29 protein-coding genes and 1 tRNA gene are annotated in these 25,967 nt (G+C 71.0%); 25 read left to right on the forward strand and 5 right to left on the reverse strand.

The window, feature by feature from the left end:
- Nucleotides 1–654 precede the first annotated feature (654 nt).
- Complete coding sequence (locus ACIBG4_RS22480) at nucleotides 655–1,215, forward strand: hypothetical protein (RefSeq protein ID WP_397203431.1); 561 nt, start codon at nucleotides 655–657, stop codon at nucleotides 1,213–1,215.
- 54 nt (nucleotides 1,216–1,269) lie between these two features.
- A complete protein-coding gene (locus ACIBG4_RS22485; RefSeq protein ID WP_397203432.1) occupies nucleotides 1,270–1,491 on the forward strand; it encodes a hypothetical protein in 222 nt (73 codons plus the stop codon).
- A gap of 18 nt (nucleotides 1,492–1,509) precedes the next feature.
- Here ACIBG4_RS22485 and ACIBG4_RS22490 read toward each other — a convergent pair whose 3' ends face one another.
- Nucleotides 1,510–1,989 carry an Lrp/AsnC family transcriptional regulator gene (locus ACIBG4_RS22490; RefSeq protein ID WP_397203433.1) on the reverse strand — a complete coding sequence of 160 codons (480 nt, stop codon included), beginning with the start codon at nucleotides 1,987–1,989 and terminating at the stop codon, nucleotides 1,510–1,512.
- A gap of 80 nt (nucleotides 1,990–2,069) precedes the next feature.
- Here ACIBG4_RS22490 and ACIBG4_RS22495 point away from each other — a divergent pair, with 80 nt between their 5' ends.
- The 5 genes from ACIBG4_RS22495 (at nucleotide 2,070) to ACIBG4_RS22515 (ending at nucleotide 8,626) form a co-directional block, all read left to right on the forward strand.
- On the forward strand, nucleotides 2,070–3,350 hold the full coding sequence (locus ACIBG4_RS22495) for an APC family permease (protein WP_397203434.1): 1,281 nt from the start codon (nucleotides 2,070–2,072) through the stop codon (nucleotides 3,348–3,350).
- A 102-nt stretch (nucleotides 3,351–3,452) separates the two neighbouring features.
- Nucleotides 3,453–5,315 (forward strand): acyl-CoA dehydrogenase family protein, encoded by a 1,863-nt coding sequence (locus tag ACIBG4_RS22500; RefSeq protein ID WP_397203435.1) that lies wholly within the window; start codon nucleotides 3,453–3,455, stop codon nucleotides 5,313–5,315.
- Nucleotides 5,316–5,517: 202 nt separating this feature from the next.
- Complete coding sequence (locus ACIBG4_RS22505) at nucleotides 5,518–6,786, forward strand: extracellular solute-binding protein (RefSeq protein ID WP_397203436.1); 1,269 nt, start codon at nucleotides 5,518–5,520, stop codon at nucleotides 6,784–6,786.
- Nucleotides 6,787–6,857: 71 nt separating this feature from the next.
- Nucleotides 6,858–7,742, forward strand: a complete 885-nt coding sequence (locus ACIBG4_RS22510) for a carbohydrate ABC transporter permease (protein ID WP_397203437.1) — start codon at nucleotides 6,858–6,860, stop codon at nucleotides 7,740–7,742.
- Nucleotides 7,742–8,626, forward strand: coding sequence for a carbohydrate ABC transporter permease (locus ACIBG4_RS22515; protein WP_397203438.1), 885 nt, complete (start codon nucleotides 7,742–7,744; stop codon nucleotides 8,624–8,626). The genes ACIBG4_RS22510 and ACIBG4_RS22515 overlap by 1 nt, the downstream gene beginning before the upstream one ends.
- Nucleotides 8,627–8,645: 19 nt before the next feature.
- Here ACIBG4_RS22515 and ACIBG4_RS22520 read toward each other — a convergent pair whose 3' ends face one another.
- Entirely contained in the window at nucleotides 8,646–9,356 is a 711-nt protein-coding gene (locus ACIBG4_RS22520; RefSeq protein WP_397203439.1) for a class I SAM-dependent methyltransferase, read from the reverse strand.
- Between the two features lie 130 nt (nucleotides 9,357–9,486).
- Here ACIBG4_RS22520 and ACIBG4_RS22525 point away from each other — a divergent pair, with 130 nt between their 5' ends.
- On the forward strand, nucleotides 9,487–10,044 hold the full coding sequence (locus ACIBG4_RS22525) for an RNA polymerase sigma factor (RefSeq protein ID WP_397203440.1): 558 nt from the start codon (nucleotides 9,487–9,489) through the stop codon (nucleotides 10,042–10,044).
- Nucleotides 10,031–10,843: a hypothetical protein gene (locus ACIBG4_RS22530; RefSeq protein WP_397203441.1), complete on the forward strand. Its 813-nt coding sequence runs from the start codon at nucleotides 10,031–10,033 to the stop codon at nucleotides 10,841–10,843. Before ACIBG4_RS22525 ends, ACIBG4_RS22530 begins: the two co-directional genes overlap by 14 nt.
- Here ACIBG4_RS22530 and ACIBG4_RS22535 read toward each other — a convergent pair.
- Nucleotides 10,832–11,899 carry an adenosine deaminase gene (locus ACIBG4_RS22535; RefSeq protein WP_397203442.1) on the reverse strand — a complete coding sequence of 356 codons (1,068 nt, stop codon included), beginning with the start codon at nucleotides 11,897–11,899 and terminating at the stop codon, nucleotides 10,832–10,834. The genes ACIBG4_RS22530 and ACIBG4_RS22535 overlap by 12 nt on opposite strands.
- A gap of 70 nt (nucleotides 11,900–11,969) precedes the next feature.
- On the opposite strand from ACIBG4_RS22535, the gene ACIBG4_RS22540 reads away from it, so the two are divergent.
- The 4 genes from ACIBG4_RS22540 (at nucleotide 11,970) to ACIBG4_RS22555 (ending at nucleotide 14,830) form a co-directional block, all read left to right on the forward strand.
- Nucleotides 11,970–12,470 carry a SigE family RNA polymerase sigma factor gene (locus tag ACIBG4_RS22540; RefSeq protein WP_397203443.1) on the forward strand — a complete coding sequence of 167 codons (501 nt, stop codon included), beginning with the start codon at nucleotides 11,970–11,972 and terminating at the stop codon, nucleotides 12,468–12,470.
- Nucleotides 12,467–13,375 carry a PASTA domain-containing protein gene (locus tag ACIBG4_RS22545; protein WP_397203444.1) on the forward strand — a complete coding sequence of 303 codons (909 nt, stop codon included), beginning with the start codon at nucleotides 12,467–12,469 and terminating at the stop codon, nucleotides 13,373–13,375. Before ACIBG4_RS22540 ends, ACIBG4_RS22545 begins: the two co-directional genes overlap by 4 nt.
- Before the next feature lie 102 nt (nucleotides 13,376–13,477).
- Nucleotides 13,478–14,299, forward strand: a complete 822-nt coding sequence (locus ACIBG4_RS22550) for a hypothetical protein (protein WP_397203445.1) — start codon at nucleotides 13,478–13,480, stop codon at nucleotides 14,297–14,299.
- 27 nt (nucleotides 14,300–14,326) lie between these two features.
- On the forward strand, nucleotides 14,327–14,830 hold the full coding sequence (locus ACIBG4_RS22555) for a hypothetical protein (protein ID WP_397203446.1): 504 nt from the start codon (nucleotides 14,327–14,329) through the stop codon (nucleotides 14,828–14,830).
- A gap of 28 nt (nucleotides 14,831–14,858) precedes the next feature.
- On the opposite strand, the gene ACIBG4_RS22560 is transcribed toward ACIBG4_RS22555, so the two are convergent.
- The gene (locus ACIBG4_RS22560) at nucleotides 14,859–16,067 is read right to left on the reverse strand and encodes a pyridoxal phosphate-dependent aminotransferase (protein ID WP_397203447.1); all 1,209 of its coding nucleotides are present in this window, start codon (nucleotides 16,065–16,067) and stop codon (nucleotides 14,859–14,861) included.
- A 181-nt stretch (nucleotides 16,068–16,248) separates the two neighbouring features.
- Here ACIBG4_RS22560 and ACIBG4_RS22565 point away from each other — a divergent pair.
- From ACIBG4_RS22565 to ACIBG4_RS22605, 9 genes are all read left to right on the forward strand, one after another.
- A tRNA-Trp gene (locus tag ACIBG4_RS22565) sits at nucleotides 16,249–16,321 on the forward strand.
- 78 nt (nucleotides 16,322–16,399) lie between these two features.
- A complete protein-coding gene (secE, locus tag ACIBG4_RS22570; RefSeq protein ID WP_310708543.1) occupies nucleotides 16,400–16,645 on the forward strand; it encodes a preprotein translocase subunit SecE in 246 nt (81 codons plus the stop codon).
- Nucleotides 16,646–16,718: 73 nt separating this feature from the next.
- Complete coding sequence (gene nusG / locus ACIBG4_RS22575) at nucleotides 16,719–17,543, forward strand: transcription termination/antitermination protein NusG (protein WP_397203448.1); 825 nt, start codon at nucleotides 16,719–16,721, stop codon at nucleotides 17,541–17,543.
- Nucleotides 17,544–17,660: 117 nt separating this feature from the next.
- Nucleotides 17,661–18,092 (forward strand): 50S ribosomal protein L11, encoded by a 432-nt coding sequence (gene rplK / locus ACIBG4_RS22580; protein ID WP_310708541.1) that lies wholly within the window; start codon nucleotides 17,661–17,663, stop codon nucleotides 18,090–18,092.
- 59 nt (nucleotides 18,093–18,151) lie between these two features.
- A complete protein-coding gene (rplA, locus tag ACIBG4_RS22585) occupies nucleotides 18,152–18,871 on the forward strand; it encodes a 50S ribosomal protein L1 (RefSeq protein ID WP_310708540.1) in 720 nt (239 codons plus the stop codon).
- A 174-nt stretch (nucleotides 18,872–19,045) separates the two neighbouring features.
- Nucleotides 19,046–19,870: an LppX_LprAFG lipoprotein gene (locus tag ACIBG4_RS22590; RefSeq protein WP_310708539.1), complete on the forward strand. Its 825-nt coding sequence runs from the start codon at nucleotides 19,046–19,048 to the stop codon at nucleotides 19,868–19,870.
- 251 nt (nucleotides 19,871–20,121) lie between these two features.
- Nucleotides 20,122–20,646, forward strand: a complete 525-nt coding sequence (gene rplJ, locus ACIBG4_RS22595; RefSeq protein ID WP_310708538.1) for a 50S ribosomal protein L10 — start codon at nucleotides 20,122–20,124, stop codon at nucleotides 20,644–20,646.
- Nucleotides 20,647–20,715: 69 nt separating this feature from the next.
- Nucleotides 20,716–21,108 (forward strand): 50S ribosomal protein L7/L12, encoded by a 393-nt coding sequence (gene rplL / locus ACIBG4_RS22600; RefSeq protein WP_253768422.1) that lies wholly within the window; start codon nucleotides 20,716–20,718, stop codon nucleotides 21,106–21,108.
- 192 nt (nucleotides 21,109–21,300) lie between these two features.
- On the forward strand, nucleotides 21,301–23,292 hold the full coding sequence (locus ACIBG4_RS22605) for a glycosyltransferase family 39 protein (RefSeq protein WP_397203449.1): 1,992 nt from the start codon (nucleotides 21,301–21,303) through the stop codon (nucleotides 23,290–23,292).
- Between the two features lie 31 nt (nucleotides 23,293–23,323).
- Here ACIBG4_RS22605 and ACIBG4_RS22610 read toward each other — a convergent pair whose 3' ends face one another.
- Nucleotides 23,324–23,716 (reverse strand): nuclear transport factor 2 family protein, encoded by a 393-nt coding sequence (locus ACIBG4_RS22610; protein ID WP_397203450.1) that lies wholly within the window; start codon nucleotides 23,714–23,716, stop codon nucleotides 23,324–23,326.
- Between the two features lie 87 nt (nucleotides 23,717–23,803).
- Here ACIBG4_RS22610 and ACIBG4_RS22615 point away from each other — a divergent pair, with 87 nt between their 5' ends.
- The 3 genes from ACIBG4_RS22615 (at nucleotide 23,804) to ACIBG4_RS22625 (ending at nucleotide 25,517) form a co-directional block, all read left to right on the forward strand.
- Nucleotides 23,804–24,367 carry a TetR family transcriptional regulator gene (locus tag ACIBG4_RS22615; protein WP_310708535.1) on the forward strand — a complete coding sequence of 188 codons (564 nt, stop codon included), beginning with the start codon at nucleotides 23,804–23,806 and terminating at the stop codon, nucleotides 24,365–24,367.
- A 97-nt stretch (nucleotides 24,368–24,464) separates the two neighbouring features.
- A complete protein-coding gene (locus tag ACIBG4_RS22620) occupies nucleotides 24,465–24,962 on the forward strand; it encodes a hypothetical protein (protein ID WP_397203451.1) in 498 nt (165 codons plus the stop codon).
- Nucleotides 24,963–25,019: 57 nt separating this feature from the next.
- Nucleotides 25,020–25,517, forward strand: a complete 498-nt coding sequence (locus ACIBG4_RS22625) for a hypothetical protein (protein ID WP_397203452.1) — start codon at nucleotides 25,020–25,022, stop codon at nucleotides 25,515–25,517.
- Nucleotides 25,518–25,967 lie beyond the last annotated feature (450 nt).

Here is a 25,967-nt window from a genome sequence, read left to right on the forward strand (position 1 = left end):
CCACCCCACCATCGCTCTCGCAACTCTCAATTCTCTGGGCGGGCGGGGTGGCCCCCGCGGGCCGCGCCCCCCCCGCGCGCCGCCCCCGCCGCCGCGGTGGTGTGCGGGGGCCCATGGCGTACGGGCCGCGCGCCGCACTCACCACCATCCCGGTAGTGGTCTAGCGCCCCTTGGACGGGATGCGCCGAGGCGGGGCGATCGGCCGCGGCGGCAGCTTGGGCATCCGCTGCGGGACCGGCGACGCCGGGGATCCCGGAAGACTCGGGGCCTTCTTGTTTCGTTTGTTGCCTGCACGTACTCGCATACGAAGCTCCTTCACGTGACTCGCGACGCGGCCTGGGAAGCCGGTCGGCAAGCAGCTGCCGCGTCTGAAACGGACTCGCCGGCGGGCATGGTCACCGCACGGCTGATGGGCTGCCGGAGGGCCGGGCCGATCGAGGTCGGCCCCGCCGAATCACGAGTAAAGGCGCATGTCCTAGACATTAGAGCGCGGCGCGGGAGAGAGACAACCTATTATTCGGCGGCACATGCAGCCCCCTCTTTCCGATCCGGTAGCGAAGCGATCGCCTTCTGTGATGGCCTTGCCGTGCACGCGTTGGCCCGCGGAAGGTGAGGTAGGTGGCGTACAGCAGAAGGAGGCCAGGGTGGCTGCACGTGGGTGCGCTGGAACCCCGGCTGCGGCGGGCATGGGAGCCGGACACCTTTCCGCCTGCCGAGTGCCTCGTGGCGATCATGACACTGGCGGCGGTACCACATCGGCTCGGGCTTGAGCTGGCCGAGCACCTGATGGGCGGGATCACTGTCGGACCTGGTTCGGTGCCCGATCTGCCGGGCTTCGAGAAGCTGCGCGCCGAGCCGCTGCCGCTGCAGAATGGTTTGTGGGACCGTAGCGCCGGCATCTACGACCCGGAGTTGCGTCGGATCGGCGTGGGCAGTGTGCCGTCCCCCTCCGTGAGCGTATGCGGTCATGAGCTTGGACACGCGGTTGACGATCTGGACGGGCGACCGTCTCATGGGCAGTGGTGGCTGGTCTTGCATGCGTTACACGGAGTCCATGCGGGACCCCCGTACCAGGAGTCCGCCTCTGAGCTCTTCGCCGAGTGTTTCGCCTGCGTGCTGACCCGACGAGCCACCCGTCTCATACGGCTGTTGGGCGACGAGCGACCCGCCCAGCGGGTCTACCAGTGGATGGTCAGCCGGTATGGGCTCGGCTGAATCTGGCGAGTCCAGGAAGCCGCCGGTTATGCTGTCGAGCCAGGAGAGGACGGGATGCCGATGAACGTGGTCATGCTGCCTGGAGGGATCCTGCGTGTGCCCACTGTGGATGTCCTCGCGAACGGCGTGAGGGTTCATGGCACTCGCGATGTGACACCCAAGGATTCCGAGTACGAGCAGTGGCTCCCCTTCGCCATCGCCGAAGACCAGGCCTGGCATGAGGATGGGGACGACGAGGCGATTCTGGCTCGCTGGCGCGCAGCGGCCAGCGCCTGAGGAGGCCCGTCCACCGCGTCAGCTGTTCCGGTCGGGCCGGGGGTCCTCCAGGCGGGTCGGCGCGGTGTCGTGGACCTGCTGGAAGATGACCGAGGTGCGGAAGCCGGCGATCTCGCGCCGCTTGCTCAGCCGGTCCAGCAGGAACGCGTGCAGGTGGTCGAGGTCCTGCACCGCCACGTGCAGCAGGAAGTCGTCCCCGCCCGCCAGCACGAACACGCTGAGCACCTCGGGCAGCTCCGCCGCCGACTGCTTGAACGCGTCGATGACCGCCCGGCTCAGCGGCCGTACCTGCACCGAGACCATCGCCTGGACCGACCGGTTGAGCGCCGCCGGGGCGATGTCGGCGTGGTAGCCGCGGATCACGCCCCGGCGGGTGAGCGAGCGCACCCGCTCCAGGCAGGTGGAGGCCGCCACGCCCAGCTTGCGGGCCAGCTCCCGGTTGGACTGGCGCGCATCTGTTTGGAGAAGCCGTACGATCGCCGAATCAAGTTCGTCCATGACGGCAGTCTGGCACCGCTTCCGGCCGTCCGTTCGGTGTAAACCCCGACAAGGCGCTCGAATGACTAGTTTTTCGGGTCATGAGCGGTACGACGGGACAGAAGACGGGGCGGCTGGGGGCCGTACAAGGGACGGCGCTGCTGGTGGGCGCGGTGCTCGGGCCGGGGATGCTGGTGCTCCCGCACCTGGCGGCCGCGGCGGCCGGGCCCGCCTCGGTGCTGGCGTGGACCGCGCTGCTGCTGCTCAGCGTGCCGGTGGCGCTCACCTTCGCCGCGCTCGGCGCCCGATATCCCGACGGCGGCGGAGTGGCCAGCTTCGCCGGGCTTGCGTTCGGCCGGCGCGCCTCGGCGGTCGTGGGCTGGTGGTTCTACGGGGCCGTCCCCGTGGGCACGCTGGCCGGGGCGCTGGTGGGCGGCGAGTACGTGGCCGCCGCCGTCGGCGCGGGCTCCCGGACCGGGACCTGGGTGGTGGCCGGGGGACTGCTCCTGCTGGCGTTCGCCTCCAACGCCGCGGGGCTGCGCACCTCCGGGCGGTTGCAGCTCGGCATGGTGCTGGCCCTGGTGACGGTGCTGGCCGTCGCCGTGGTCACGGCCGCGCCGCACGCCGAGGCCGCCCGCTTCACGCCATTCGCCCCGTACGGCGTGGCGGGGGTCGCGGACGCGGCCGGGGTGCTGCTGTTCGCCTTCGTCGGCTGGGAGGCGGCGAGCCACCTGTCGGCCGAGTTCGCCGACGGCCGCGGGCTGACCAGGGCGACCGTGACCACGCTGGCCGTCGTCTCGGTCCTGTACCTGGGCGTGGCCTTCACCACGGTCGGCGTGCTCGGCCGGGACGCGGCCGAGACCCCGGTGCCGCTGGCCGCGCTCCTGGAGACCGGCGTCGGCGCCGCGGCCCGGCCGGTCGTCGGCGGGGTGGCGGTGCTGCTCACGTTCGGTGCGATCAACACCTACGTCGCCGGGGCCGCGCGCCTCGGCGCCGCGCTGGCCAGGGACGGCGCGCTGCCCGCCTGGTTCGCCGAGGGCGGCGGTCCTGGCCGCACGCCGTACCGCAGCCTGGGGCTGCTGGCCGTGGCGACCGGCGCGGTGACGGTCCTGGCACTGGTCTGGACCGTGGATCTCGACACGCTGATGCGGGCCACGTCGGCCTGCCTGGCGGCGGTGACCGCGGCGGGCACGGCGGCGGCGGTGCGCGTGCTGCCTCGCGGGCGGCTGCGGGCCACGGCCGCCACCGCCACCGTGCTCGCGGTCGTCGCGCTCGCCTGCTGCGGGCCGTACCTGCTGGTGCCGGTCGCGCTGGCGCTGGCGGCCCTGGTCCTGACGCGCGCCGCCGCCCGTCGCCCGGTGCCGCGCGTGCCCGCTGCGTGAGCCGGCATCCGGTGGCAGGCGTGACGATCTCTTGGGATGACCCCGCCGGAGCGCCGGGTACACAGGCATCCCGGGGGAGCGTAACGTCGGCGGGAGGATGCCATGAGCGAGTACGCGAAGGCGAGAGAGCTCGGCGAGCAGGCCCGCGAGAAGGAATGGACCCGGCCGAGCTTCGCGAAACAGCTGTTCCTCGGAGACTTCCGGCTGGACCTCGTGCGTCCGGCGCCGGTGCCCGGTGACGAGGCCGCCAAGCGGGGCGAGGAGTTCGTCCGCGCGGTGCGCAGGTTCCTCGACGCGCACGTCGATCCCGCCGAGATCGAGCGCACCGCGCAGGTGCCCGACGAGGTGGTCAAGGGGCTGGCGGGGCTCGGGGCGTTCGGCATCACGATCGCCGAGGAGTACGGCGGGCTCGGCCTGCCGTACCTGTACTACTGCCGCGCCCTCATGCTGGTGGGCTCGTACTGCCCCGCGCTGGCCACCCTGCTGTCGGCGCACCAGTCGATCGGCGTGCCACAGCCGCTCAAGCTGTTCGGCACCGAGGAGCAGAAGCGCGAGTTCCTGCCCCGGTGCGCGCGGGGCGAGATCTCCGCGTTCCTGCTGACCGAGCCGGACGTCGGCTCCGACCCCGCCCGGCTGTCCACCACCGCGGTGCGCGACGGCGACGCGTACGTGATCGACGGCGTCAAGCTGTGGACCACCAACGGCGTCGTCGCCGACCTGCTCGTGGTCATGGCCCGCACCGGGGAGAAGGTCAGCGCGTTCGTGGTCGAGGCCGACACCCCCGGCATCACGGTCCAGCGGCGCAACAGCTTCATGGGGCTGCGCGGCATCGAGAACGGCGTCACCGAGTTCCGGCAGGTCAGGGTGCCGGCCCGCAACCTCATCGGCCGCGAGGGACAGGGCCTGAAGATCGCCCTCACCACGCTCAACACCGGCCGCCTGTCACTGCCCGCCACCTGCGCCGGGAACGCCAAGTGGGCCGTGAAGATCGCCCGCGAGTGGGGCACCGCCCGCGTCCAGTGGGGCCGGGGGATCGGGCGGCACGAGGCCGTCGCCACCAAGATCTCCTTCATCGCGGCCACCGCGTACGCCCTGGAGGCCGTCTGCGACCTGACCAGCCGCATGGCCGACGACCGGCGCAACGACATCCGCATCGAGGCCGCCCTGGCCAAGCTGTACGCCTCCGAGATGGCCTACCAGGCGCTCGACGAGCTGGTCCAGATCAGGGGAGGCCGCGGCTACGAGACCGCCGAGTCGCTGGCCGCCCGCGGCGAGCGGGGCGTGCCCGCCGAGCAGATGCTGCGAGACTCCCGCATCAACCGCATCTTCGAGGGCTCCTCCGAGATCATGCGCCTGCTCATCACCCGCGAGGCGGTGGACGCCCACCTGTCGGCCGCCGGCGAGCTCATCGACCCCGGCGCCACCCGGCAGGCGCGCGTCCGCGCGCTCAGACGGGCCGGCGGCTTCTACGCCCGCTGGCTGCCGACCCTGGTGGCCGGCACGGGCGACCTGCCGACCTCGTACGCCGACTTCGGGCCGCTGGCCCCCCACCTGCGGTACGTGGAGCGGACCAGCCGCAAGCTCGCCCGGTCCCTGTTCTACGGCATGTCGCGCTGGCAGGGGCGGCTGGAGCACCGGCAGGCGTTCCTGGGCCGGATCGTCGACGCCGGGGCCGAGCTGTTCGCCATGACCGCGGTCTGCGTGAAGGCCGGGGAGGACGAGGCGGACCTGGGGCGCCGGCCGTACGAGCTGGCCGACACCTTCTGCCGGCAGGCCAGGCGGCGCGCCGACGCCCTGTTCGCCCGGCTCTGGGACAACAGCGACAGGGAGGACGTCCGCCTGGCCCGGTACGTGCTCGACGGCCGCTACACGTTCCTGGAGGAGGGCGTGCTGGACCCGTCGGTGGAGGGCCCGTGGGTCGGATCACCCGAGGGCGGGGAGAACGTCCACAGGAAGATCACCTGACAGCCGGTCTAGACCGGAGGTGAGCGCTTTCCCATCCAGATGTTGTCGAACCGAGACGAGCCGGTATAGACCGCCATCCAAAACCGGGCTTACGCTGACGCAAACGCGTGGAGCGGTGGCTCACGCGCCCCCAAAACCCTCCGGGCGGGGCGACGACTGGTACGGACCAGCGGAACCCGTCCGACGAGAAGGCGGTACACAGGTGAGAATCAAGCTTGCGGGCGGCGCCGCTCTCGGCGTGGCGGCCATGATGGTCCTGTCCAGCTGCGGTTCGGAGTCCGGCTCGGCCGGCGACCAGAAGGCCTCCGAAGGGGGCCAGGTCACGCTGAAGATGGTCGCCGCCGACTACGGCGACGGCCCCGGCAAGCCGAACTCGGGTGAGACCTTCTGGAAGGGCGTCACCGACGAGTTCACCAAGGCCAACCCGAACATCAAGGTCGACGTCCAGGTCATCAACTGGAACGACATCGACAAGCAGGTCGCCACCATGGTCCAGAACGGCCAGGTGCCCGACATCCTGCAGACCGGCGACTACTCCGGTTTCGTCAAGGACGGCCTGCTCTACAAGGCCGACGAGGTGCTCTCCCCGAACGTCTCCGGCGACCTGCTGCAGAAGTTCGCCGAGTTCGGCAAGGTCGACGGCACGGCCTACGGCATCCCGTTCGTCTCCTCCGCCCGTGCCCTGTTCTACAACAAGGACCTGTTCACCAAGGCGGGCGTCGCCGAGCCGCCCAAGACGTGGGACGAGCTCAAGGCCGCCGCCGAGAAGCTGAAGAAGGCCGGCGTCAGCCAGCCGTTCGGTCTGCCCCTCGGCCAGGAGGAGGCCCAGGGCGAGTCGTTCCTGTGGATGCTCGGCAACGGCGGCGGCTACAAGGACGCCTCCGGCAAGTGGGCGATCAACTCCCCGCAGAACGTCGAGACGTTCACCTACCTCAAGGGCCTCGTCGACGCCGGCCTGACCACCCCGAACCCCGGCACCAAGGACCGCAAGACGGTCTGGGAGGACTTCGGCGCCGGCAAGGTCGGCATGGTCAACGGCGGCCCCATGTCCATCCCGATCTTCGACGCGGCCGGCCTGAAGGACAAGTACGGCGTCGCGCCCATCCCCGGCAAGACCGGCCCGCTGGACACCACGCTCGGCGTCATGGACTGGATCATGGCGTTCAACAAGAACGGCCACGCCGCCGAGATCAAGAAGTTCTTCGACTTCTTCTACACCGGCTCCGCCGCCCAGAAGATCAGCGACACGTACAAGCTGCTGCCCGTCACCACCAGCGGCGTCCAGAAGCTGTCGAGCGACGAGAAGCTCAAGCCGTTCCTCGACGGGCTGCCCAACGCCAGCTTCTACCCGTTCCAGGACCCCAAGTGGGCCGAGGTGAACCCGGCGATCAAGCAGACCATCGGCGGGGCCGTCAAGGACGACCCGGCCAAGGTCCTCGGCGAGCTCCAGAAGACCGCCGACGCCAGCTGACCCCTCGGGGGCACTGTACGGCCGGCGTCTCGCAGCCGGGACGCCGGCCGTACCGTCATGGAAGGTAGTTCATGAGAAGGTTGCGCGCCCTGGAGCCGCTGGCCTGGATCGGGCCGGCCACCGTGCTCATCGCGGTCGTGGTGCTCTGGCCCGTCGTCGAGATGATCCGGTCGTCGTTCCTCAAGATCAGCCGGTTCGGGGTGGTGCAGGGTTCCAACGGTTTCGCCAACTACGAGAAGCTGTTCGACGAGAAGGACTTCGCGGACATCATGCTCCGCAGCGTCATCTGGGTCGTCGCCGTCGTCGCCCTGACCGTCCTCGTCTCGCTCGCCCTCGCCCAGCTGTTCAACCAGCGCTTCCCCGGCCGCCGCGTCGCCCGCTGGGCGCTCATCGCCCCGTGGGCCGCGTCCGTGCTGATGACCGCGATCGTCTTCAAGTGGATGCTCGACCCCGAGGTCGGCGTCATCAACCAGATCCGGCTCAAGCTCGGCCTCATCGACGCGCTCGGCGGCGCCTCGGCCGACCAGCTCGGCGACGCCTCCACCGCCATGCCGTGGCTGGTCTTCGTCGCCGTCTTCGTCTCCGTGCCGTTCACCACATACGCGCTGCTCGCGGGCCTGGCCACCATCCCGGCGGACGTCTACGAGGCGGCCAAGATGGACGGCGCGTCCAGGCTGCGCACGTACTGGTCCATCACGCTGCCCCTGCTGCGGCCCGCCCTGACCGTGGCCGCGCTCATCAACGTGATGAACGTCTTCAACAGCTTCCCCATCATCTGGGCGATGACCCACGGCCAGCCCGGTTACTCCACGGCCACCTCGACGATCCTCATGTTCATCCTCAAGGGCTCGAACATCGGAGAGTCGGCCGCCATGTCCGTCGTCAACTTCGGCATGGTGCTGATCCTGACCGTGGTCTTCCTCAAGGTCTCCCGCTGGAACAAGGAGGTGGCCTGATGGCCGTCACGACCGCGCCCCCCGCCACCGCCCGGCAGCACACCAGGCAACGGCCCACTCCCAGCCGGGCCCTGCCCGCGCTCAAGACCACGATCACCGCGGCCGCCGCCTACGTGATCGCGTTCATCTTCGTGTTCCCGTACCTGGTGATGCTGCTCACCTCGCTCCGGCCCCAGGAGTCGCTGCGCGAGGCCAGCCTGCTGCCCTCGACGTGGGAGTGGTCGAACCTGGCCAACTTCTGGAGCGGCGGCCTGGCCGGCAACCTCATGGTCACCCTCAAGGTGGCCGCCGGGTCCACGATCCTCGTGCTGCTCGTGGCCCTGCCCGCCGCGTACTACTCCGCGCGCCACAACTTCCGGGGCCGTACCGCGTTCCTCATCCTCGTGCTCATCACGCAGATGTTCCAGCCGACCGCCATGCTCGTCGGCATCTACCGCGAGTTCTTCCAGTTCGGGCTGGTCGACTCGATCTGGTCGCTCATCCTGGTCAACGGCGGGTTCAACCTGGCGTTCGCGGTGTGGATCCTCAACGCGTACTTCTCCTCGATCCCGCGCGAACTGGAGGAGGCCGCGTTCATCGACGGCAACGGCCGCTTCGGCGCGCTGTTCCGCATCACGCTGCCGCTCGCCATGCCCGGCGTCATCACGGCGCTGATCTTCACCTTCATCGCCGCGTGGAACGAGTTCGTGGTGGCGCTCACCCTCACCACCACGCCCGAGAACCAGCCGCTCACCGTGGCCCTCAACTCGTTCATCGGCCAGTATCAGGTGGACTGGCAGAACCTGTTCGCCGGCTCCGTGATCGCCACCATCCCGGTGATCATTCTGTTCGCGCTCATCGAGCGGAAGGTCGTCGGCGGCCTGACGGCCGGCTCCATCAAGTGACCGGATCGGCCGGGGACGCTCAGCTGGGGACGCGGGCCACGCAGAACACCGTCTGGCCGAACGGCGGCGTGACGAACCGCTCGATGAACCGCGTCGCCGGCACCACGGTGCGGTCGTAGATCTTCACCAGCCGCGGGTCGGGGTAGCCCACCCCGCCCCGCCGCACCGCGGCCCACCAGGCGATGCCGCCCAGGAAGTTGATCGGCTTGAGCACGTCGACGTCGAGCCCCGCCTTGGCGACCGTCGAGCGCAGCGTCTTGGGCGTGTAGCGCTGCACGTGACCCACCTTGCGGTCGAAGTCCCCGTACAGCTGCATGTAGCCCGGCACCCAGATGATGATCCGTCCGCCCGGCAGCGTCACGTTCGCCAGCGAGCGCAGCGCCCCGGCGTCGTCCTCGATGTGCTCCAGGACGTTCATCATCACGACCGTGTCGACCTTGTCCTCCAGCGGGATGTCGGTCGGCAGCCCGAACTGGAGCACGTCGATGTCGTCGCGGCCGGCGAACCGCTTACGCAGCTGCTCGACGCAGTAGGGGTCGAAGTCGCTCACCACGAGCCGGTCCAGCCGCGGCAGGAACTGCTCGGCGAAGTGGCCCAGACCGGAACCGATCTCCAGCATCGACCGCCCGACGTGGGGGGCGACCATGTCCAGCTCGTACTGCCGGTAGTTCTTGGCCTCGTCGCCGCCGAGGTGGTTCTCCAACGCCTCGTCGCCGGCCGCTGGCTGCACTACACGGTCATACCCTGAAGACATAGTCCCGTTCCTTTAAGGGCTCGCGGATTGGCCCGAGTCTAGTGCCCGGGCGGCGCCGAAGGTCACATGATGCGCCGAACGCCCTTCCCAGTCCGTCCTCGATGCGATGGAATCTGACACGCCCATGGACGACGACGAGGCGATCGCCCGAGCCCTCGCCGGCGACCTGACCGCCTACGAGGCGCTGGTCGCCCGGTACAGCACGCTCGCCCACCGCACCGCCGCCCTGCTCGGCGCCGCCGACGAGACCGAGGACGTGGTCCAGGAGGCGTTCGTCAAGGCCTACCGGCACCTGCCGTCGTTCCGGCGCGGCTCTCCCTTCCGCCCGTGGCTGCTGCGCATCGTGGCCAACGAGACGCACAACCTCACCCGCTCGCGCGGTCGCAGGAACGGCCTGATCGTCCGGCTCGGCGCCGTCGCCGACCCCGTCTCGCCCGACGACCCCGAGGGCGCCGCCGTGGCCGAGGATCGCCGCGCGCGCCTGCTGGAGGCGGTACGCGCCCTGCCCGACGGCGAACGCGACGCCGTCGTCTGCCGGTACTTCTTACAGCTCACCGAGGCCGAGACCGCGCAGGTGCTCGGCCGTCCCGTGGGCACCGTCAAGTCCAGCACGCACCGCGGGCTGGCCCGGCTGAGGGAGGAGGTGGGCGGTGAGCTCGCGTGAGCCCCACGACGACGATCACGACGATCACGACGGTCCGGACGATCACGACGGCCTGGACGGTCTCGGTGGCCTCGGTGGCCTCGAAGCCGAGCTGTCCGCCCTCGGCGACTCCCTCGACGTGCCCGCCCCGCCGCCCGCCGACGTCGCGGCGCGCGTCCGCGCCCGCCTGGGCGGCGAGGGAGTCGAGGCGGCCCCCGGCGTCCCGCGGCGCCGGCTGGAGCGCAGGCGCAGGTGGGCCGTCATCGCCGCCGCCGTGCTGGCCGTGGCCGCCGTCACCGCCGCCACTCCGCAGGGCAGGGCCGCCGTGACCCAGATCCTCAGCTACGCCGGGATCGAGCTGCGCCTCGGCGGCGCGCCCGAGCCCGTCGTCTCGCCCACCCCGCTGCCCGGCGAGCGCGTCGTCACCCTCGACCGGGCCCGCGCCCTGGTCCGCTTCCCCGTCAGGACCCCCGGCGCCCTCGGGCCGCCGTCCACCGTCACCGTCTCCGACGGCGGGCGGGTCGTGTCCATGCTGTGGTCCGGCGGCCTCCGCCTCGACCAGTTCGACGGCACCATCAGCCCGTACCTGTGGAAACAGCTCGGCCCGCCCTTCCCCGAGCAGGTCGAAGCCGGCGGCGTGGAAGCCCTGTGGATCGGCGGCGCCCACCCCCTCGGCTACCTCAGGCGCGAGGACGGCACCTCCGTGCCGCTCCGGCAGGCCGCCCCCACCCTCATCTGGGAGTCGGGCGGAGTCGGCCACCGCCTGGAGGGCGCCGGCGACAAGGCCCGCGCCGCCCGCATCGCCGACTCACTGCGCTGATCCCTGGGCTGATCCCTGGGCCGACCTCCACGGTCCGGTCGCCGGAGCCGCCAGCCAGTCGTCGATCTCCTTCAGCAGGTCCTTGCGCGTCGCCTCCGGCGCGGCCGACGCCCGCACCGACTGCCGCGCCAGCTCCGCGACCTCCGCGTCGCCGAACCCGTACACCTCCCGCGCCAGCTCGTACTGCCGGGCCAGCCGCGAGCCGAACAGCAGCGGGTCGTCCGCGCCCAGCGCGATCGGCACCCCCGCCTCGAACAGCCGCCGCAGCGGCACGTCGGCCGGACGCTCCACCACCCCGAGCCCCACGTTCGAGCTGGGACACACCTCGCAGCAGATGCCCCGCGCCGCCAGCCGCTCCATCAGTCGCTCGTCCTCGGCCGCCCGCACGCCGTGACCCACCCGGTCGGCCTGCAGGTCGTCCACGCACTGCGCCACGCTGCGCGGCCCCAGCAGCTCGCCCCCGTGCGGCACCGCCAGCAGCCCGGCCCGCCGCGCGATCCGGAACGCCCGCTCGAAGTCGCGCGCCTGCGCCCGCCGCTCGTCGTTCGACAGCCCGAACCCCACCACCCCACGCCCGGCGAACTGGCCCGCGAGCCGCGCCAGCGTGTTGGCGTCCAGCGGATGCCGCGTCCGGTTGGCCGCCACGACCACCGCGATCCCGACGCCCGCGTGCTCCGCGGCCCGGTCCACCGCGTCCAGCACCAGCTCCATCGTCGCCGTCAGCCCGCCGAACCGCTGCGCGTAACCCGACGGGTCCACCTGGATCTCCAGCCACCGCGACCCCTCGGCCGCCTCGTCCTCGGCCGTCTCCCGCAGCAGCCGGTAGACGTGCTCCGGCCGCGTCAGCACCGACCGCCCGATGTCGTACAACCGCTGGAACCGGAACCAGCCGCGCTCGTCGGTGGCGCGCAGCCGCGGCGGCCAGTCCTGCTCCAGGGCGTCCGGGAGGTGCAGGCCCTGCTCCCGGGCCAGGTCGATGAGCGTCGAGTGGCGCATCGAGCCGGTGAAGTGGAGGTGCAGGTGAGCCTTGGGGAGAGCGTCGAGCGGGCGTGCCATTTCCCTATGGTGCCACTCAACCTGACCTGGCACTCACGCGTTGGAGAGGGGCGAAAGGGGACCCCCGCACATGACCGATGAAGACGAAGCGGCGTTCGACGAGTTCCTCGCCGCCCGGAGCACCTCGCTCATGCGCACCGCGATCCTGGTCTGTGGCGCCACCAGCCACGACGCCGAGGACCTCGTCCAGCACGCGCTGGAGAAGGTCTACCGGCACTGGCCCAGGATCCGGCGCGACAATCCCGAGGCGTACGCGCGCAAGGTCGTCGTCAACGCGGCGATCAGCAGGGCGCGGCGGCGCCGCCTGATCCAGGAGATCACGTTCGCGCGGCCGCCGGAGACGGCCGCGCCCTCACCCGACCTCGACCTGCGCGACGCGCTCTTCGAGGAGCTGCGCAGGCTCCCGCCCAGGATGCGGGCCGTGCTCGTCCTCCGCTACTGGGAGGACCAGTCCGAGGCGTCGACGGCCGCCCTGCTCGGCTGCTCGCCCGGCACCGTCAAGTCGCAGGCCGCCCGCGGCCTCGCCAGGATCCGCGAGCGCATGAACGTCACGGAAGGAGCGTTGCGATGAAGGTGGAGGACCTCCTCGCGGAGGCCATGGAGCGCCACGTCGGCCACGTGCAGGCGCCGCCCACGCTCGGGCGGACGGTGCGCCGCCGGCGCCGCGCCCACGTCATCAGGATCCGCACGGCCGGCGCGGCGCTCGTGACCGCGGCCGTCGCCGTGGTCGTGCCCCTGGCGCTCGGCACCGTAGGGCCCGCCCCCGTCGCCACCTCGCCCGCCGCCGACCCGGCAACGGGCCAGGACAGGGTGGTGGTCGAATCCGTCACCGTGCCGGACGTCACGGGCATGACCGTCACCAGTGCCATCGACCAGCTCAAGGCGGCCGGACTGGTCGTGGACGATCCGGAGACGCTCAGCGCCGAGGAGGCCGGCAAGATCGTCCTCCGGCAGGAGCCGGCCGCCGGCGCGCAGCTCGCCAGGGGCGGGCGCGTCATGCTCACCCCCGCGTCCCCGGCCCAGGTCCCGCAGGACCTCGGAGACCTCGGCGACGGCCGCACGTTCGGCGGCATCCACCTCGGCTACCTGCCCGACGGCCTCGCCTGGGGCCGGTGGTCCGGCAAGAACGGGTTCGGCAAGAAGAGCTACACCACCTCCTTCTCGCCCGGCGGGGACGAGTCCCAGGGCTACGGCGTCCAGGTCGTCGTGTTCGAGGGCCAGGCCACCCAGCGGGTACGGGACCGGATCGGCACCCTGCCCGCCGTCGAGGTCGGCGGCCGCGAGGGCTACCTCGCCCACCTCACCGAGGGCGGCGAGGTGGCGCAGACGGCGAGGGACGACACCACGGCCACGATCGGCTTCTTCGTCCGTGACCGGCTGGCGGTCGAGGTGTACATCAGCCCCGCGTACGCGAGGAAGGTCGACGCCATGGCCGAGCTGAAGAAGGTCGCAGAAGGGATCGAACCGGCCAAGTGACCCGCGTGCCGTCGCGGGCAGTGCCGTCCAGTCGTACGACTCGTGCCGTCCCAGTCGTACGAACGGGACCACGGACGGGGGCGGACCGGGGATCCTACGGTCATGACCCCTGAGGCGACGACCCCGCGTCTCCGCCAGGACGCCCCCCGCCGTGACGCGCACTCCGGGCAGCACGGGCACTCCGGGCAGTCCTGGCATTCCGCGCAGTACGGGCACTCCGGGCGAGATGGGCACTCCGGGCGGGACGGGCACTCCGGGCGGGACGGGCACTCCGGGCGGGACGGGCACTTCGGGCGGGACGGGCACTTCGGGCGGGGCGGGCATTGGTGGCGGGCTGCGCTCGCGCTCGGCGCGTTCGGGGTGGCGGCGGCCGCGGTCTACGGGATCTTCTCCTCGGGATTCGGCCGCCCGCCCCGTGCCGCCGCCCTGTCACCGGCCCCCGCCGCGTCCCGGCCCGCCCCGCCGCCGCCCTCTCCCGGCGGCGCCGCGGCCGCGCAGGCGCCGCCTGTCCCCGGGCGCGTCCCCGCTCTCGCCGTCGTCTCCGACGACCTCTGGCTCACCCACCTGCCCCCGGGCCTCGCCCGGAGCGGAGGGGGAGCGGTCGAGGCCGGGCCCGGCTCCCGGGCGGTACAGGCCGTCTTCGGCTCGGGCGACAGGTTCGTGGAGGCCCGCGTCGACTACGGCGCCGTCGCCGCCGGCTGGGCGGTCTATCGGCGCACCGCCCCGCCCGGCTCCCGGGAGATCACGGTCCGCGGGCGGCCCGCCATGATCGGGCGCGACCCGCGCGGCGGCCGGACCGTCGTGTGGCTGGAGCGGCCGGGCACCGGCGTCCGCGTCCGGGCCGGCGAACCTCTGGCCGGAGAGCTGCTTGCTGTTGCCGCCTCCACGCGCACTCCTGTAGGAGACTGGGGAGGTTTTCCCTGAGTCTCCACAAGAAGTCATGGGGGATGGATGCGCGGCCGCCTGGCCTCGGCGATCATCATGCTGGCAGTGGCCGGCTGCGGCTCCGGCGCGCCCGTGACGCACACCGCGCACACCACGCCCGGCGGCGCCACCGCCCACGAGACGCCACACCCGAGCCTCACCTGCGGTGACGGCCCGCTGGCGATCACCTACGTGCCGTCCGGGCTCGACCCCGGGCCCGCGTTCGAGCGGATCAAGTCGCTGACCCGGCGCCTCGACGTGCGCGGCCTGTCCTGGCGCGGCAGCGGCGGCGAGCAGTTGCTGGTGGCCGTGGTGTGCGGCGTGCGCTCGGCCGAGACGTTCGCCACCCTGGTCACCAGGTCGGGGCTCGGCGCGTACCAGGGCATGCCGGCACTGCGCTGGCGCACCCGCGGCGACATGCGCAACTTCATGTGGCTCCAGCGGCCCGGCGTCGCGCTGTACATCGCCACGACGCCGGGCCTCGCCGACGAGGTCGGCGAGGTCGCGGCCGGCATCGTCCCGGACGGCTGACCGGCCGCGACGGCGCCCTGAACGAGCCTCAGCGCGCCTCGGACAGCAGCTTGGCCATCCGGCTGACGCCCTCGACCAGGTCGTCGTCGCCGAGCGCGTACGACAGCCGGAAGTAGCCCGGCGTGCCGAACGCCTCGCCCGGCACCACCGCGACCTCCGCCTCCTCCAGGATCAGCTCGGCCAGCTCCGCCGACGACGCCGGCCGCCGCCCGCGCAGCTCCTTGCCGACCAGCTCCTTGATCGACGGGTACGCGTAGAACGCCCCCTTCGGCTCCGGGCACACCACGCCCGGGATCTCGTTGAGCATCCGCACCATGGTCCGCCGGCGCCGGTCGAACGCCTCGCGCATCCGCTCCACCGCCGACAGGTCGCCCCGCAGCGCCGCCAGCGCGGCCATCTGCGAGACGTTCGCCACGTTGGAGGTGGCGTGCGACTGGAGGTTCGTGGCCGCGCGCACCACGTCCGGCGGGCCGATCAGCCAGCCCACCCGCCAGCCCGTCATCGCGTACGTCTTGGCCACGCCGTTGAGCACGACCACCCGGTCGGCCAGCTCGGGGACGGCCGTGGCGATGCTGGTGAACTCCGCGCCGCCGTACACGAGGTGCTCGTAGATCTCGTCCGTGACCACCCACAGGCCGTGCTCGGCGGCCCAGCGGCCGATCTGCTCGGTCTGCTCGCGCGTGTGGACGGCGCCCGTGGGGTTGGACGGAGAGACGAACAGCAGGACCTTGGTGCGCTCCGTGCGCGCCGCCTCCAGCTGCTCGACGCTCGCCAGGTAGCCGGTCGTCTCGTCGGTCACGACGTCGACCTGGACGCCGCCCGCCAGCTTGATCGCCTCCGGGTACGTCGTCCAGTACGGCGCGACGACCAGGACCTCGTCGCCCGGGTCGAGCAGCGTGGCGAACGCCTCGTAGACCGCCTGCTTGCCGCCGTTGGTGACCAGGACCTGCGTCGGGTTCACCCGGTAGCCGGAGTCGCGCAGCGTCTTGTCGGCGATCGCCAGCTTCAGCTCGGGCAGGCCGCCGGCCGGCGTGTACTTGTGGAAACGGGGATCGCGCGCCGCTTCGATCGCCGCCTCGACGATGTACTCGGGCGTGGGGAAGTCGGGCTCGCCGGCGCCGAAGCCGATGACCGGGCGGCCGTCCGCCTTCATCGCCTTGGCCCGGGCGTCCACGGCGAGCGTGGCTGACTCGGAGATCGCGGAGATCCGCGTGGAGATGCGAGGTCGCATGGACATGGCTCCATGCTCCCATCTCCTCCCCGTCCTGGACCGTTGGCGGGGCTCTGACCTGCGAGATCGGAACGGGTTCGACGGAACAGGGATCCACCGATACACTTTCGCCTGGTCGTGCCGCCGCATGTCGATGTGCGGTTCGGTCCAGGCAGTGAGCCGATCAGGGTAGTGTGGTTGGCGACATAGGGCACTGGCGCAATTGGTAGCGCACCGGTCTCCAAAACCGGCGGTTGGGGGTTCGAGTCCCTCGTGCCCTGCGAGTGCGGTCCGCGCAATAATGGGCGTGTAATGCGCGCCGCAAACTGCGTTGGATACGACAGATTCAGGTGAGGACTGTGGCGATCGACACGCGCGGCGAGACCGCAGGCAAGCCCAGTGGTGAGAAGAAGTCTCGCACTACGCCTGCCCTTTTCTACCGGCAGGTCGTCAATGAGCTCCGCAAGGTCATCTGGCCGACACGCAAGGATCTCATCACCTACACCACGGTCGTTCTGGTATTCGTTCTGATCATGGTCGCGATCGTGTACGGGCTCGACAGCGCCCTCGGCTGGGCCATCCTCCGCGTCTTCGGTGGAGCCTGATCCGACGCCGCCGGTAGCACCTGACGGAGTCGCCATACGATTCGACGAAATTCGACGGAAGAGGAAAGTCACCGTGTCCGAGTCTTCAGTGCCGGCGGAGGAGCCCCGCAGCGAGTGGGGCGACCAGCCGGAAGAGGCCGTCGAGGCCGCTGAGGAGACCTCCGGCGCCGAGCTCGCTGACAGCGACGAGGCCGCCGACGACGAGGTCGCGTCCGCGACCGACGAAGACGGTGACGCTGAGTTCGACGACGACGAGGACGATGCCGACGAGGTCGACATCGCCGAGTCCGAGGTCGAAGAGCCCGACGTCGATCCCGTCGAGGAGTTCAAGAGCGGTCTGCGTGGCCAGCCCGGCGAGTGGTATGTGATCCACTCCTACGCCGGCTACGAGAACCGCGTGAAGTCCAACATCGAGAGCCGCAACGTGTCGCTCAACATGGAGGACTACATCTACCAGGTCGAGGTGCCTACGCACACCGTCCAGGAGTTCAAGAGCGGCAAGAAGGTCCCGGTCAAGGAGCGCGTGCTGCCCGGCTACGTGCTGGTGCGCATGGAGCTGACCGACGAGTCCTGGGCCGCCGTGCGCAACACGCCCGGCGTGACGGGCTTCGTCGGCCTGTCCAACAAGCCGAGCCCGCTGAGCCTGGACGAGGTCGCCAAGTTGCTCGCCCCGGAGCCCACCGAGGAGAGCAAGAAGGCCACCGCCAAGACCAGCAGCGGCCCGACGGTCGAGTTCGAGATCGGCGAGTCCGTCACGGTCATGGACGGCCCGTTCGCCACCCTGCCCGCCTCGGTGAGCGAGATCAGCCCCGAGTCGCAGAAGCTCAAGGTGCTCGTCTCCATCTTCGGTCGTGAGACCCCGGTTGAGCTGTCGTTCAACCAGGTCTCGAAGATCTAAGACGATCACTTACACTTAGACGTTCGGCCGGCCGCCTCTCGCGAAGGGCGGCCTTCCGACATGTCCGGCCGCACCCGCGCCCGGACAGCATCACGATCAGGACCCGGAGAAGGACTCATGCCTCCGAAGAAGAAGATCGCGGCGCTCGTCAAGGTCCAGCTTCCCGCTGGCCAGGCCACGCCCGCCCCGCCGGTCGGTACCGCCCTCGGTCCGCACGGCGTCAACATCATGGACTTCGTCAAGCAGTACAACGCTGCGACGGAGGCTCAGCGGGGCAACATCATCCCCGTTGAGATCACCATTTTCGAGGACCGCAGCTTCACCTTCATCACGAAGACGCCCCCGGCCCCCGAGCTGATCAAGAAGGCTCTGGGTCTGGACAAGGGCAGCGCGGTCCCGCACAAGGACAAGGTCGGCAAGCTCAGCCGCGAGCAGCTCCGCAGCATCGCCGAGACCAAGATGCCCGACCTCAACGCCAACGACATCGAGGCGGCCGAGAAGATCATCGCCGGCACCGCCCGGTCGATGGGCATCACCGTCGCCGACTGAGACCTTTCCCTACCCCGTGGGAGGGCCCGGAGCTGGCCCGCGGACCACAAGGAGACATCATGCAGCGCAGCAAGGCGCACAAGAACGCCGCGGCGAAGATCGACCGCGACAAGCTCTACTCCCCGGCCGAGGCGGCGAAGATCGCCAAGGACACGTCGACCACCAAGTTCGACGCGACCGTCGAGGTCGCGGTGCGGCTCGGCGTCGACCCTCGCAAGGCCGACCAGATCGTGCGCGGCACGGTCAACCTTCCGCACGGCACCGGTAAGACCGCCCGGGTCCTGGTCTTCGCGACCGGTGACCGTGCCGAGGCCGCCCGCGAGGCGGGCGCCGACATCGTCGGCGCCGACGAGCTGATCGACGAGATCGCCAAGGGCAACCGGCTCAACGAGTTCGACGCCGTGGTCGCCACCCCGGACCTCATGGGCAAGGTCGGCCGTCTGGGCCGCGTCCTCGGCCCGCGTGGTCTCATGCCCAACCCCAAGACCGGCACGGTGACGCCCGACGTCGCCAAGGCCGTGACGGAGATCAAGGGCGGCAAGATCGAGTTCCGTACCGACCGGCAGGCCAACCTGCACTTCATCATCGGCAAGACGTCGTTCGACGAGCGCAAGCTCATCGAGAACTACGCCGCCGCGCTCGACGAGGTGCTCCGGCTCAAGCCGTCGGCCGCCAAGGGCCGCTACGTCAAGAAGGTCACCTTCTCGACCACCATGGGCCCCGGCGTCCCGGTCGACCCCAACGCCACGCGCGGCCTCACGGCCGAGCTCGACGCGTAGGCGACGACCTCCGCGCCAGGCGCGCACCGAACGGCCCCCGCTCCCACCGGGCGGGGGCCGTTCGCGTTGTGCGGGGAGACCGGCGGCAAAGAGCCTGTCCGGGACGACCCTGGGTTTTCCCCGAGATCTCCGGGGAAGTCGGCAATTCCGGCTACTGACACGTAGGGTCAAAACATGCTGAAGCGCAGGATTTCTCTCGCCACTACCGCGGCGGGTGCCGCCTTAGTGGCGGTCACGCTCACCGGCTGCGGCTCGAACGCGCAGCCCATCCAGGTGAACCTGGCCGCCTCCGAAGTGCTGGCGCAGGCCGCGCAGAAGACCGCGGAGGTCACCAGCTACACCGTCGACGCCGTCGTCGACGTGTCGAGCCCCGAGGACAAGGGCAAGGTGCAGGGACGGATGCTCTACCAGAGCAAGCCGCAGCTCGCCGTGGACCTCACCCTCGACACCGTCGACCTGGGCGAGCGCGGGCTCCCCGGCGGGGTGCGGGCCGTGCTCCAGGGCGACACCGTCTACGTCAAGGTCGAGGCGCTGAAGGAGCTCGTGGGCGCCACCAAGCCGTGGATCAAGGTCTCGCTCAACGACATCGGCGGCTCCGACCAGGTCAAGCAGACGCTCGGCCAGATCCAGCAGTTCGACCTGGCCAACGTCACCAAGATGGTTACCACGTCCAAGGACGTGAAGTCCGTCGGCACGGAGACCGTGGACGGCACGGACGCCACCCACTACAGCGGCACGTTCCCGACGGACGTGGCCGTCAAGCAGCTGCCCGCCGACGAGCAGGAGCAGGCCCGCAGGGGCCTGGCGGAGCTCAAGGACGTCAAGTTCGACGTGTGGGTCGGCTCCGACGGCCTGCCGCGCAAGCTCGCGCTGAACGGCAAGGAGCAGGGCACCACGCTCGACGCGACGCTGCTGTTCAAGGGCTTCAATGAGCCCGTGAACATCGACGCGCCGCCCGCCGACCAGGTCGGCGAGATGCCCAAGCCCACCACCAACTGAGCGACGGTTTCAGAGAGCGATTTGGAAACTCGGCGACCAGCACGTACTCTGGTCGTTGCCGAAGACCGCCGGTTGTCGTCAGGTGCCTCAAGACCTGACGACCGAAGGATCCGCTCAAGCGGACGGCCCGCGCAGGTGTGATGCGAGTTTCCCGCATGGTGATCCATGTGTGAGCCCCGTGTGCGCCCTGCGCCCGGGGCTGTTCTCTTTTCTGGGGTGCCTTCACCGGTGGCACATCTGGAAGGAGGCCCATGGCGAGGGCGGATAAGGCGACAGCGGTTGCCGAGCTCAAGAACGAGTTCGAAGGCAGCGCTGCCGCCGTTCTGACCGAGTACCGCGGTCTCACCGTCGCCCAGCTCAAGCAGCTGCGCGTTGCTCTTGGTGAGAATGCGAAGTTCGCCGTGGCGAAGAACACCCTGACCAAGATCGCGGCCAACGAGGCCGGCGTGACGGGTCTGGATGACCTGCTGATCGGCCCGACCGCCGTCGCCTTCGTCAAGGGCGACGTCGTCGAGGCGGCCAAGGGTCTGCGTGACTTCGCCAAGGCCAATCCCCTTCTGGTGATCAAGGGTGGCGTTCTCGAGGGCAAGGCCCTCGACGCCGCTGAGATCACCAAGCTCGCCGACCTCGAGTCCCGCGAGGTTCTCCTCGCGAAGCTTGCCGGCGCGATCAAGGCGAAGCAGAGCGCTGCTGCCGCGATGTTCGCCGCGCTGCCCACCAACATGGCTCAGCTGGCCGAAGCCCTTCGCGCGAAGCGCGAAGAGGCGGGCGAGTAACTCGGGGATTGCCGCACCACCCGCGGTCCCGTTCCTAAATTTCGCAAGTCTCATACGGAGGAAACCATCATGGCGAAGCTCAGCACCGACGAGCTGCTCGACGCGTTCAAGGAGATGACCCTCCTCGAGCTCTCCGAGTTCGTGAAGCAGTTCGAGGACGTCTTCGACGTCAAGGCCGCCGCCCCCGTGGCCGTCGCCGCCGCCGCCCCCGCCGGTGGCGGTGCCGCCGCCGCCGAGGTCGAGGAGCAGGACGAGTTCGACGTCATCCTCGAGGCCGCCGGCGACAAGAAGATCCAGGTCATCAAGGAGATCCGCGCCCTCACGTCCCTCGGCCTGAAGGAGGCCAAGGACCTGGTGGACGGCGCTCCCAAGCCGGTCTTCGACGGCAAGGTCAACAAGGAGCAGGCGGAGAAGGCCAAGGCTGCCCTCGAGGGCGCCGGCGCCACCGTCACCGTCAAGTAACACCCCTCTCCGGGCGCCCTCGGGGCGCCTCGCGGAGGTCGTTCGTCCAGAAGGGGCGGCCACACCCTGGTGCCGGGTGTGCCGCCCCTTCTGCGTGTCCGGACCCGGGCGCGACCAGGCCACCGCCCTGCGCTAACGAGATTCTCATGCTCGTCTCATCGCCGGCCGAGAGGCCGTTCCTAGCCTGCGGGTGTGACCACTACGCATGCCAGGACGCGATGGGCGCCGGCCGGCCTGCTCGCCGCCACGGCCGCGCTCTACCTCTGGGGGCTCGGCTCCTCCGGCTGGGCGAACTCGTTCTACTCGGCCGCCGTCCAGGCCGGCAGCCAGAGCTGGAAGGCGTTCTTCTTCGGCTCCTCCGACGCCGCCAACGCGATCACCGTGGACAAGACGCCCGCGTCGCTGTGGCCGATGGAGCTGAGCGCGCGGCTCTTCGGGCTGAACTCGTGGAGCATCCTCGTGCCGCAGGCGCTCATGGGAGTCGCCACCGTCGCGGTCGTGTACGCCACGGTGCGGCGGCGCTTCCCGGTCTGGGCGGGGCTGCTGGCGGGGGCCGTGATGGCGCTGACGCCGGTGGCGGTGCTGATGTTCCGGTTCAACAACCCGGACGCGCTCCTGGTGCTGCTGCTGACGCTCGCGGCGTACTGCGTGGTGCGGGCGCAGGAGCGGGCCGTCACCCGCTGGCTGGTGCTGGCGGGGGTGTGCCTGGGCTTCGCGTTCCTGGCCAAGATGCTGCAGGCGTTCCTGGTGCTGCCGGGGTTCGCGCTGGTGTACGTGATGACGGCCCCCACCAAGGTGTGGCGGCGGGTGCGGCAGCTCGCGCTGGCCGGGGTGGCCATGGTGGTGTCGGCCGGGTGGTGGCTGCTGGCCGTGGCCCTGGTGCCGGCGTCCGAGCGGCCGTACATCGGCGGTTCGCAGACCAACAGCGTGCTGGAGCTGGCCCTCGGCTACAACGGCATCGGGCGGCTCAACGGCGCCGACTACGGCGGCCTCGGCAACCTCAACCAGGAGGCGGGGCCGTTGCGGCTGTTCGACACGGAGGCCGGGGGCCAGATCTCGTGGCTGCTGCCCGCCGCGCTGATCCTGCTGGCGGCCGCGCCGTGGCTGACCCGGGGGGCGTCTCGCACGGATCGGGCCCGCGCCCAGTTCGGCGTGTGGGGCGGATGGCTGGCGGTCACGGGGCTGGTCTTCAGCCTCATGCAGGGGATCTTCCACGCGTACTACACGGTCGCGCTGGCGCCGGCCATCGCGGGCCTGGTGGGCGCGGGGGCGGCGCTGCTGTGGGAGCGCCGGGAGCCGTTCCTGCCGGCGGCGGTCACGGGGGTGACGGCACTGTGGTCGTACGTGCTGCTGACGCGTGACGGGGACTGGAACCCGTGGCTGGGGCCGGCGGTGCTGGTGGCCGGGCTGGGGCTCGCGGTGGCCCTCCCCGTGAGCAGCCGCTTCACCGCCCGGCGCCAGGCCCCGGACCCGGAGGCGAAGGCCCTGGAGCCCGTACGGCGGCGGATGCCGCGGTGGTGGGGCGCGGTCGTCGCAGGGGCGATCGCGGTGTGCCTGGCCGGCCCGGCCGCCTACGCGGTGGACACCGCGGCCTCCCCGCACACCGGAGCCATCCCGACGGCCGGTCCGTCCACCGGCGGGCTCGGTCCGGGCGGGTTCCGGGGCGGCCGGGCGCTGGGCATGAGCCCGACGGGCCCCCAGCCGGGCACGGGCCGGCCCGGGGGAGCGCCGCCGCAGGGCATGGGACGCGGCGCGGGTCGCGACGGTGTGGGGGGCGGCATGGGCGGCCGGGCCGGCGGGATGGGCGGGCTGCTCAACGCGCCCACCCCGTCGGCCGAGCTGACCACGCTGCTCAAGAGCGGCGCCGCCGCCTACACGTGGGCCGCCGCGACCGTCGGCTCGAACAACGCCGCCGGGTACCAGCTCGCGACCGGCCTGCCGGTGATGGCGGTGGGCGGGTTCAACGGCACGGACCCCGCGCCGACGCTCGCCCGCTTCCAGCGGTACGTGGCCGAGAAGAAGATCCACTACTTCGTGGGCTCCGGCATGGGGACGGGCGGCCGCGCGGGCGCCTCGGGCAGCGGGGGGAGCGACGAGGCGGCCCGGATCGGGGCCTGGGTCCAGGAGACGTTCACGGCCACCACCGTGGGCGGCGTGACGGTCTTCGACCTGACGGCCCGCTGACCGGCCGACCCCTTGCCGCCGCCGTCCCGGTTCACGCGGCGGCGGCGTGTACGCGGCCGATGGCGCCGGCGTCCATGTAGTCGCGGGTGTGGACGATCAGCCCGTCCCTGATCCGCAGCACCAGCAGGCCCGGGACGGTGATCGGCCGGCCGTTGACCGTCACGTCGGCCTCCTGCTCCACCACGATGACCTCGGCGTCGGCCCCGGGGTGCAGCGCCACGGTGCGGACCCGTTCGACCTCGGCGGGGGTCGTGGACCAGCTGGCGCGGTAGCCGGCGCGGACCTCCTCCCGCCCTCTGAACGGCGGCAGGCCACCGAACGGGAACTCGTGCAGGCCGTCCTCGGCGTACAGGTCCGCCAGCTCGTCGGCGGACTTGCGCAGCATGGCCCGGTGGTAGGCGGCGACGATCTCTTCGGTGGACACAGGCGTACCCCATTCCCTCAACGGACGTTGACTCAACGAGCGTAGAGCGAAAGGGCGGAGTAGGTCAACACATGTAGAGTCGGAGCCGTGACCGAGCCAGCGCTCACGCGCGCCGAGCGCCGCCGCAGGACCGAGCGGCGCATCCTCGACGCGGCACGCGAGCTGTTCGCCGAGCGCGGCTTCGAGCGCACCACGATCCGCGCCGTGGCGGGGGCCGCCGAGGTCGATCCCGCGCTGGTCATGCAGTACTTCGGCAACAAGCAGCGGCTCTTCGGCGAGGCCGTGCGCATGACCCGCCCCGCCGAGCCCGCGACGGGCCCCGACGAGGCCGTCGAGCACCTGCTCGGCACCCTGGGTGTGAAGATGAGGCTGCCGCCCGCCTCGCTGGCGATGCTCCGATCGATGCTCACGCACCCGGAGGCCGCCGCGACGGCTCGTGAGTCGCTGAGCCGGCAGGTCGAGCAGGTGAGCGCGTCGCTGCCCGGAGAGGACGCCCGGCTGCGGGCGGCGTTGATGACGACGATCATGCTGGGGCTGACCGTGGGCCACCAGCTTCTGGAGCTGGAGGAGCTGCGCGAGGCGTCCCGCGAGGAGATCGTCGCCGCTCTCCGTCCCGCGCTGCGTGCCCTGGCCGCCCCCGGGACTCACTGACCGATCCATACCGTCTCGTGCCTGTCCGGCCGATTGCCGTCCTGCCGCGGTGACCCCCGCGTTATGATCCGGCGACCGGCGAAAGGGGCGAGCGGACGTGACGAATCTCTCTCTCCGGCTCGGCCGCCCGCTGATCCTCGTGCTGGCCGGGCTGCTCGTCGTCCTGGCCGTCGCGGGTCTGTGGATCGGCGCGCAGGAGCGGGACGCGCAGGCCAGGGCGGACGAGCGGAGAGCCGCGCTCGACGCCGCGGGCGCGCACGCGGTGAGCCTGCTGTCGCTCCACTACAAGACCGTGGACGCGGACGCGCGGCGCATCCTGGACACCTCGACCGGGGCGGCGCGCGAGGAGTACGAGGCGAACCTGGGCCGGCTCAAGAGCACCACGGTCGCCAACAAGGTGGTGCAGGACGGCGTGCTGCGGGCCACCGGGCTGGTGTCGCTGACCGGCTCGGCGGCGAAGGTGCTGGTGGTGGCCGACGTGGACATCCGCTGGGAGGGGTCGAAGACGCCGCCCCAGGACCGGTTCTACCGGTGGTCGATGGATCTCACCAAGGTCGGCGGGGTCTGGCTCGTGTCGAAGGCCGTACAGGTGTGAAAGCCGCACGGGCGTGAGGCGGAGGCCGAAGGCCTTGCAGGTGTGAAGGAGGCGGGTGTGAGGGTCGTCATGGCCGCTGTGCTGGCTGTCGCGGTGCTCGTGCTGGGCGCGGTCGTCGGCGTGATGTGGGCCGATCTGCGGGCCTTCGACGACGCCGACGCGGACGCCGTGGAGGCCGTGGCGGCGGCCCGTACGGCCGCCCCTGAGCTGATGTCGTACGACTACCGCACGGTCGAGCGCGACCTGGCACGGGCCAGGACGCGCACCACCGGCGCGCTGGCCGGCTACTACGGCGAGCTGGCCAAGTCCCTGACCGGCAAGGCGAAGGCGCAGAAGACCGTGCAGACGGCCTCCGTGGCCGCGGCCGGAGTCGAACGGGCCGAGCCCGGGCGGGTCGAGGTGCTCTTGTTCGTGAACACCGGTACGGTCAGGGAGGTTCCGGGGGAGGCGGCCCCCCAGCGGCAGATCAGCCAGAACCGGGTCAGGCTGGTCATGGTCCGCGGTAGCGCAGGGTGGCTCGCGGCGGACCTGTCCACGCTGATCGGGACAGCGTGAGTGGGCTGGGCGCGTCGGGTCGGTCAATTGTCACTAAAAAATTGGTTTGGCGAAGGCCAAGAACGGGGTAACTCCTTCACGACCACACCGGTCGCCGGCATGGGTTCGTCCCTCGGCGTGACGGAGCGTTAACCGTCCCCGTTCGCGGGTATCGTCTTGGGCCTGACGGTAGGCGTCCGATCACGCAGGGGAGAAAACCCAGCGTCCGGGCCCTGGGTCGGCGGAAAGTCCGGCTTGTGGGCTTGACGTTTTCGCTCGAACGGGCGATGCTGCGACCAACGTGAAGCATGCAGCGAGAGCAAAGTGGACAGGCGTGTGCCGTTCGGCTACACTGCCCCTTTGCGCTGCCCTTTGACGACCCGCTCCGCTTGCTCACGTTGCGAGGTTGTCTGGCGTGCGTGTAGTCAGTCCGCCGCGAGCCCTCGGAAGGACATCTGTTGGCAGCCTCGC

The organism is Nonomuraea sp. NPDC050383 (assembly GCF_044459125.1).
Lineage (GTDB): Bacteria > Actinomycetota > Actinomycetes > Streptosporangiales > Streptosporangiaceae > Nonomuraea.

What these genes read in the sequence shown, in the direction of transcription:
- ACIBG4_RS22485 (WP_397203432.1), top strand. Translation starts at nt 1,270, where the DNA reads ATGCCGATGAACGTGGTCATGCTGCCTGGAGGGATCCTGCGTGTGCCC.
- ACIBG4_RS22490 (WP_397203433.1), bottom strand. Translation starts at nt 1,989, where the DNA reads ATGGACGAACTTGATTCGGCGATCGTACGGCTTCTCCAAACAGATGCG.
- ACIBG4_RS22495 (WP_397203434.1), top strand. Translation starts at nt 2,070, where the DNA reads ATGAGCGGTACGACGGGACAGAAGACGGGGCGGCTGGGGGCCGTACAA.
- ACIBG4_RS22500 (WP_397203435.1), top strand. Translation starts at nt 3,453, where the DNA reads ATGAGCGAGTACGCGAAGGCGAGAGAGCTCGGCGAGCAGGCCCGCGAG.
- ACIBG4_RS22510 (WP_397203437.1), top strand. Translation starts at nt 6,858, where the DNA reads ATGAGAAGGTTGCGCGCCCTGGAGCCGCTGGCCTGGATCGGGCCGGCC.
- ACIBG4_RS22515 (WP_397203438.1), top strand. Translation starts at nt 7,742, where the DNA reads ATGGCCGTCACGACCGCGCCCCCCGCCACCGCCCGGCAGCACACCAGG.
- ACIBG4_RS22525 (WP_397203440.1), top strand. Translation starts at nt 9,487, where the DNA reads ATGGAATCTGACACGCCCATGGACGACGACGAGGCGATCGCCCGAGCC.
- ACIBG4_RS22535 (WP_397203442.1), bottom strand. Translation starts at nt 11,899, where the DNA reads ATGGCACGCCCGCTCGACGCTCTCCCCAAGGCTCACCTGCACCTCCAC.
- ACIBG4_RS22540 (WP_397203443.1), top strand. Translation starts at nt 11,970, where the DNA reads ATGACCGATGAAGACGAAGCGGCGTTCGACGAGTTCCTCGCCGCCCGG.
- ACIBG4_RS22545 (WP_397203444.1), top strand. Translation starts at nt 12,467, where the DNA reads ATGAAGGTGGAGGACCTCCTCGCGGAGGCCATGGAGCGCCACGTCGGC.
- ACIBG4_RS22550 (WP_397203445.1), top strand. Translation starts at nt 13,478, where the DNA reads ATGACCCCTGAGGCGACGACCCCGCGTCTCCGCCAGGACGCCCCCCGC.
- ACIBG4_RS22555 (WP_397203446.1), top strand. Translation starts at nt 14,327, where the DNA reads ATGCGCGGCCGCCTGGCCTCGGCGATCATCATGCTGGCAGTGGCCGGC.
- ACIBG4_RS22560 (WP_397203447.1), bottom strand. Translation starts at nt 16,067, where the DNA reads ATGTCCATGCGACCTCGCATCTCCACGCGGATCTCCGCGATCTCCGAG.
- rplK (WP_310708541.1), top strand. Translation starts at nt 17,661, where the DNA reads ATGCCTCCGAAGAAGAAGATCGCGGCGCTCGTCAAGGTCCAGCTTCCC.
- rplA (WP_310708540.1), top strand. Translation starts at nt 18,152, where the DNA reads ATGCAGCGCAGCAAGGCGCACAAGAACGCCGCGGCGAAGATCGACCGC.
- ACIBG4_RS22590 (WP_310708539.1), top strand. Translation starts at nt 19,046, where the DNA reads ATGCTGAAGCGCAGGATTTCTCTCGCCACTACCGCGGCGGGTGCCGCC.
- rplJ (WP_310708538.1), top strand. Translation starts at nt 20,122, where the DNA reads ATGGCGAGGGCGGATAAGGCGACAGCGGTTGCCGAGCTCAAGAACGAG.
- rplL (WP_253768422.1), top strand. Translation starts at nt 20,716, where the DNA reads ATGGCGAAGCTCAGCACCGACGAGCTGCTCGACGCGTTCAAGGAGATG.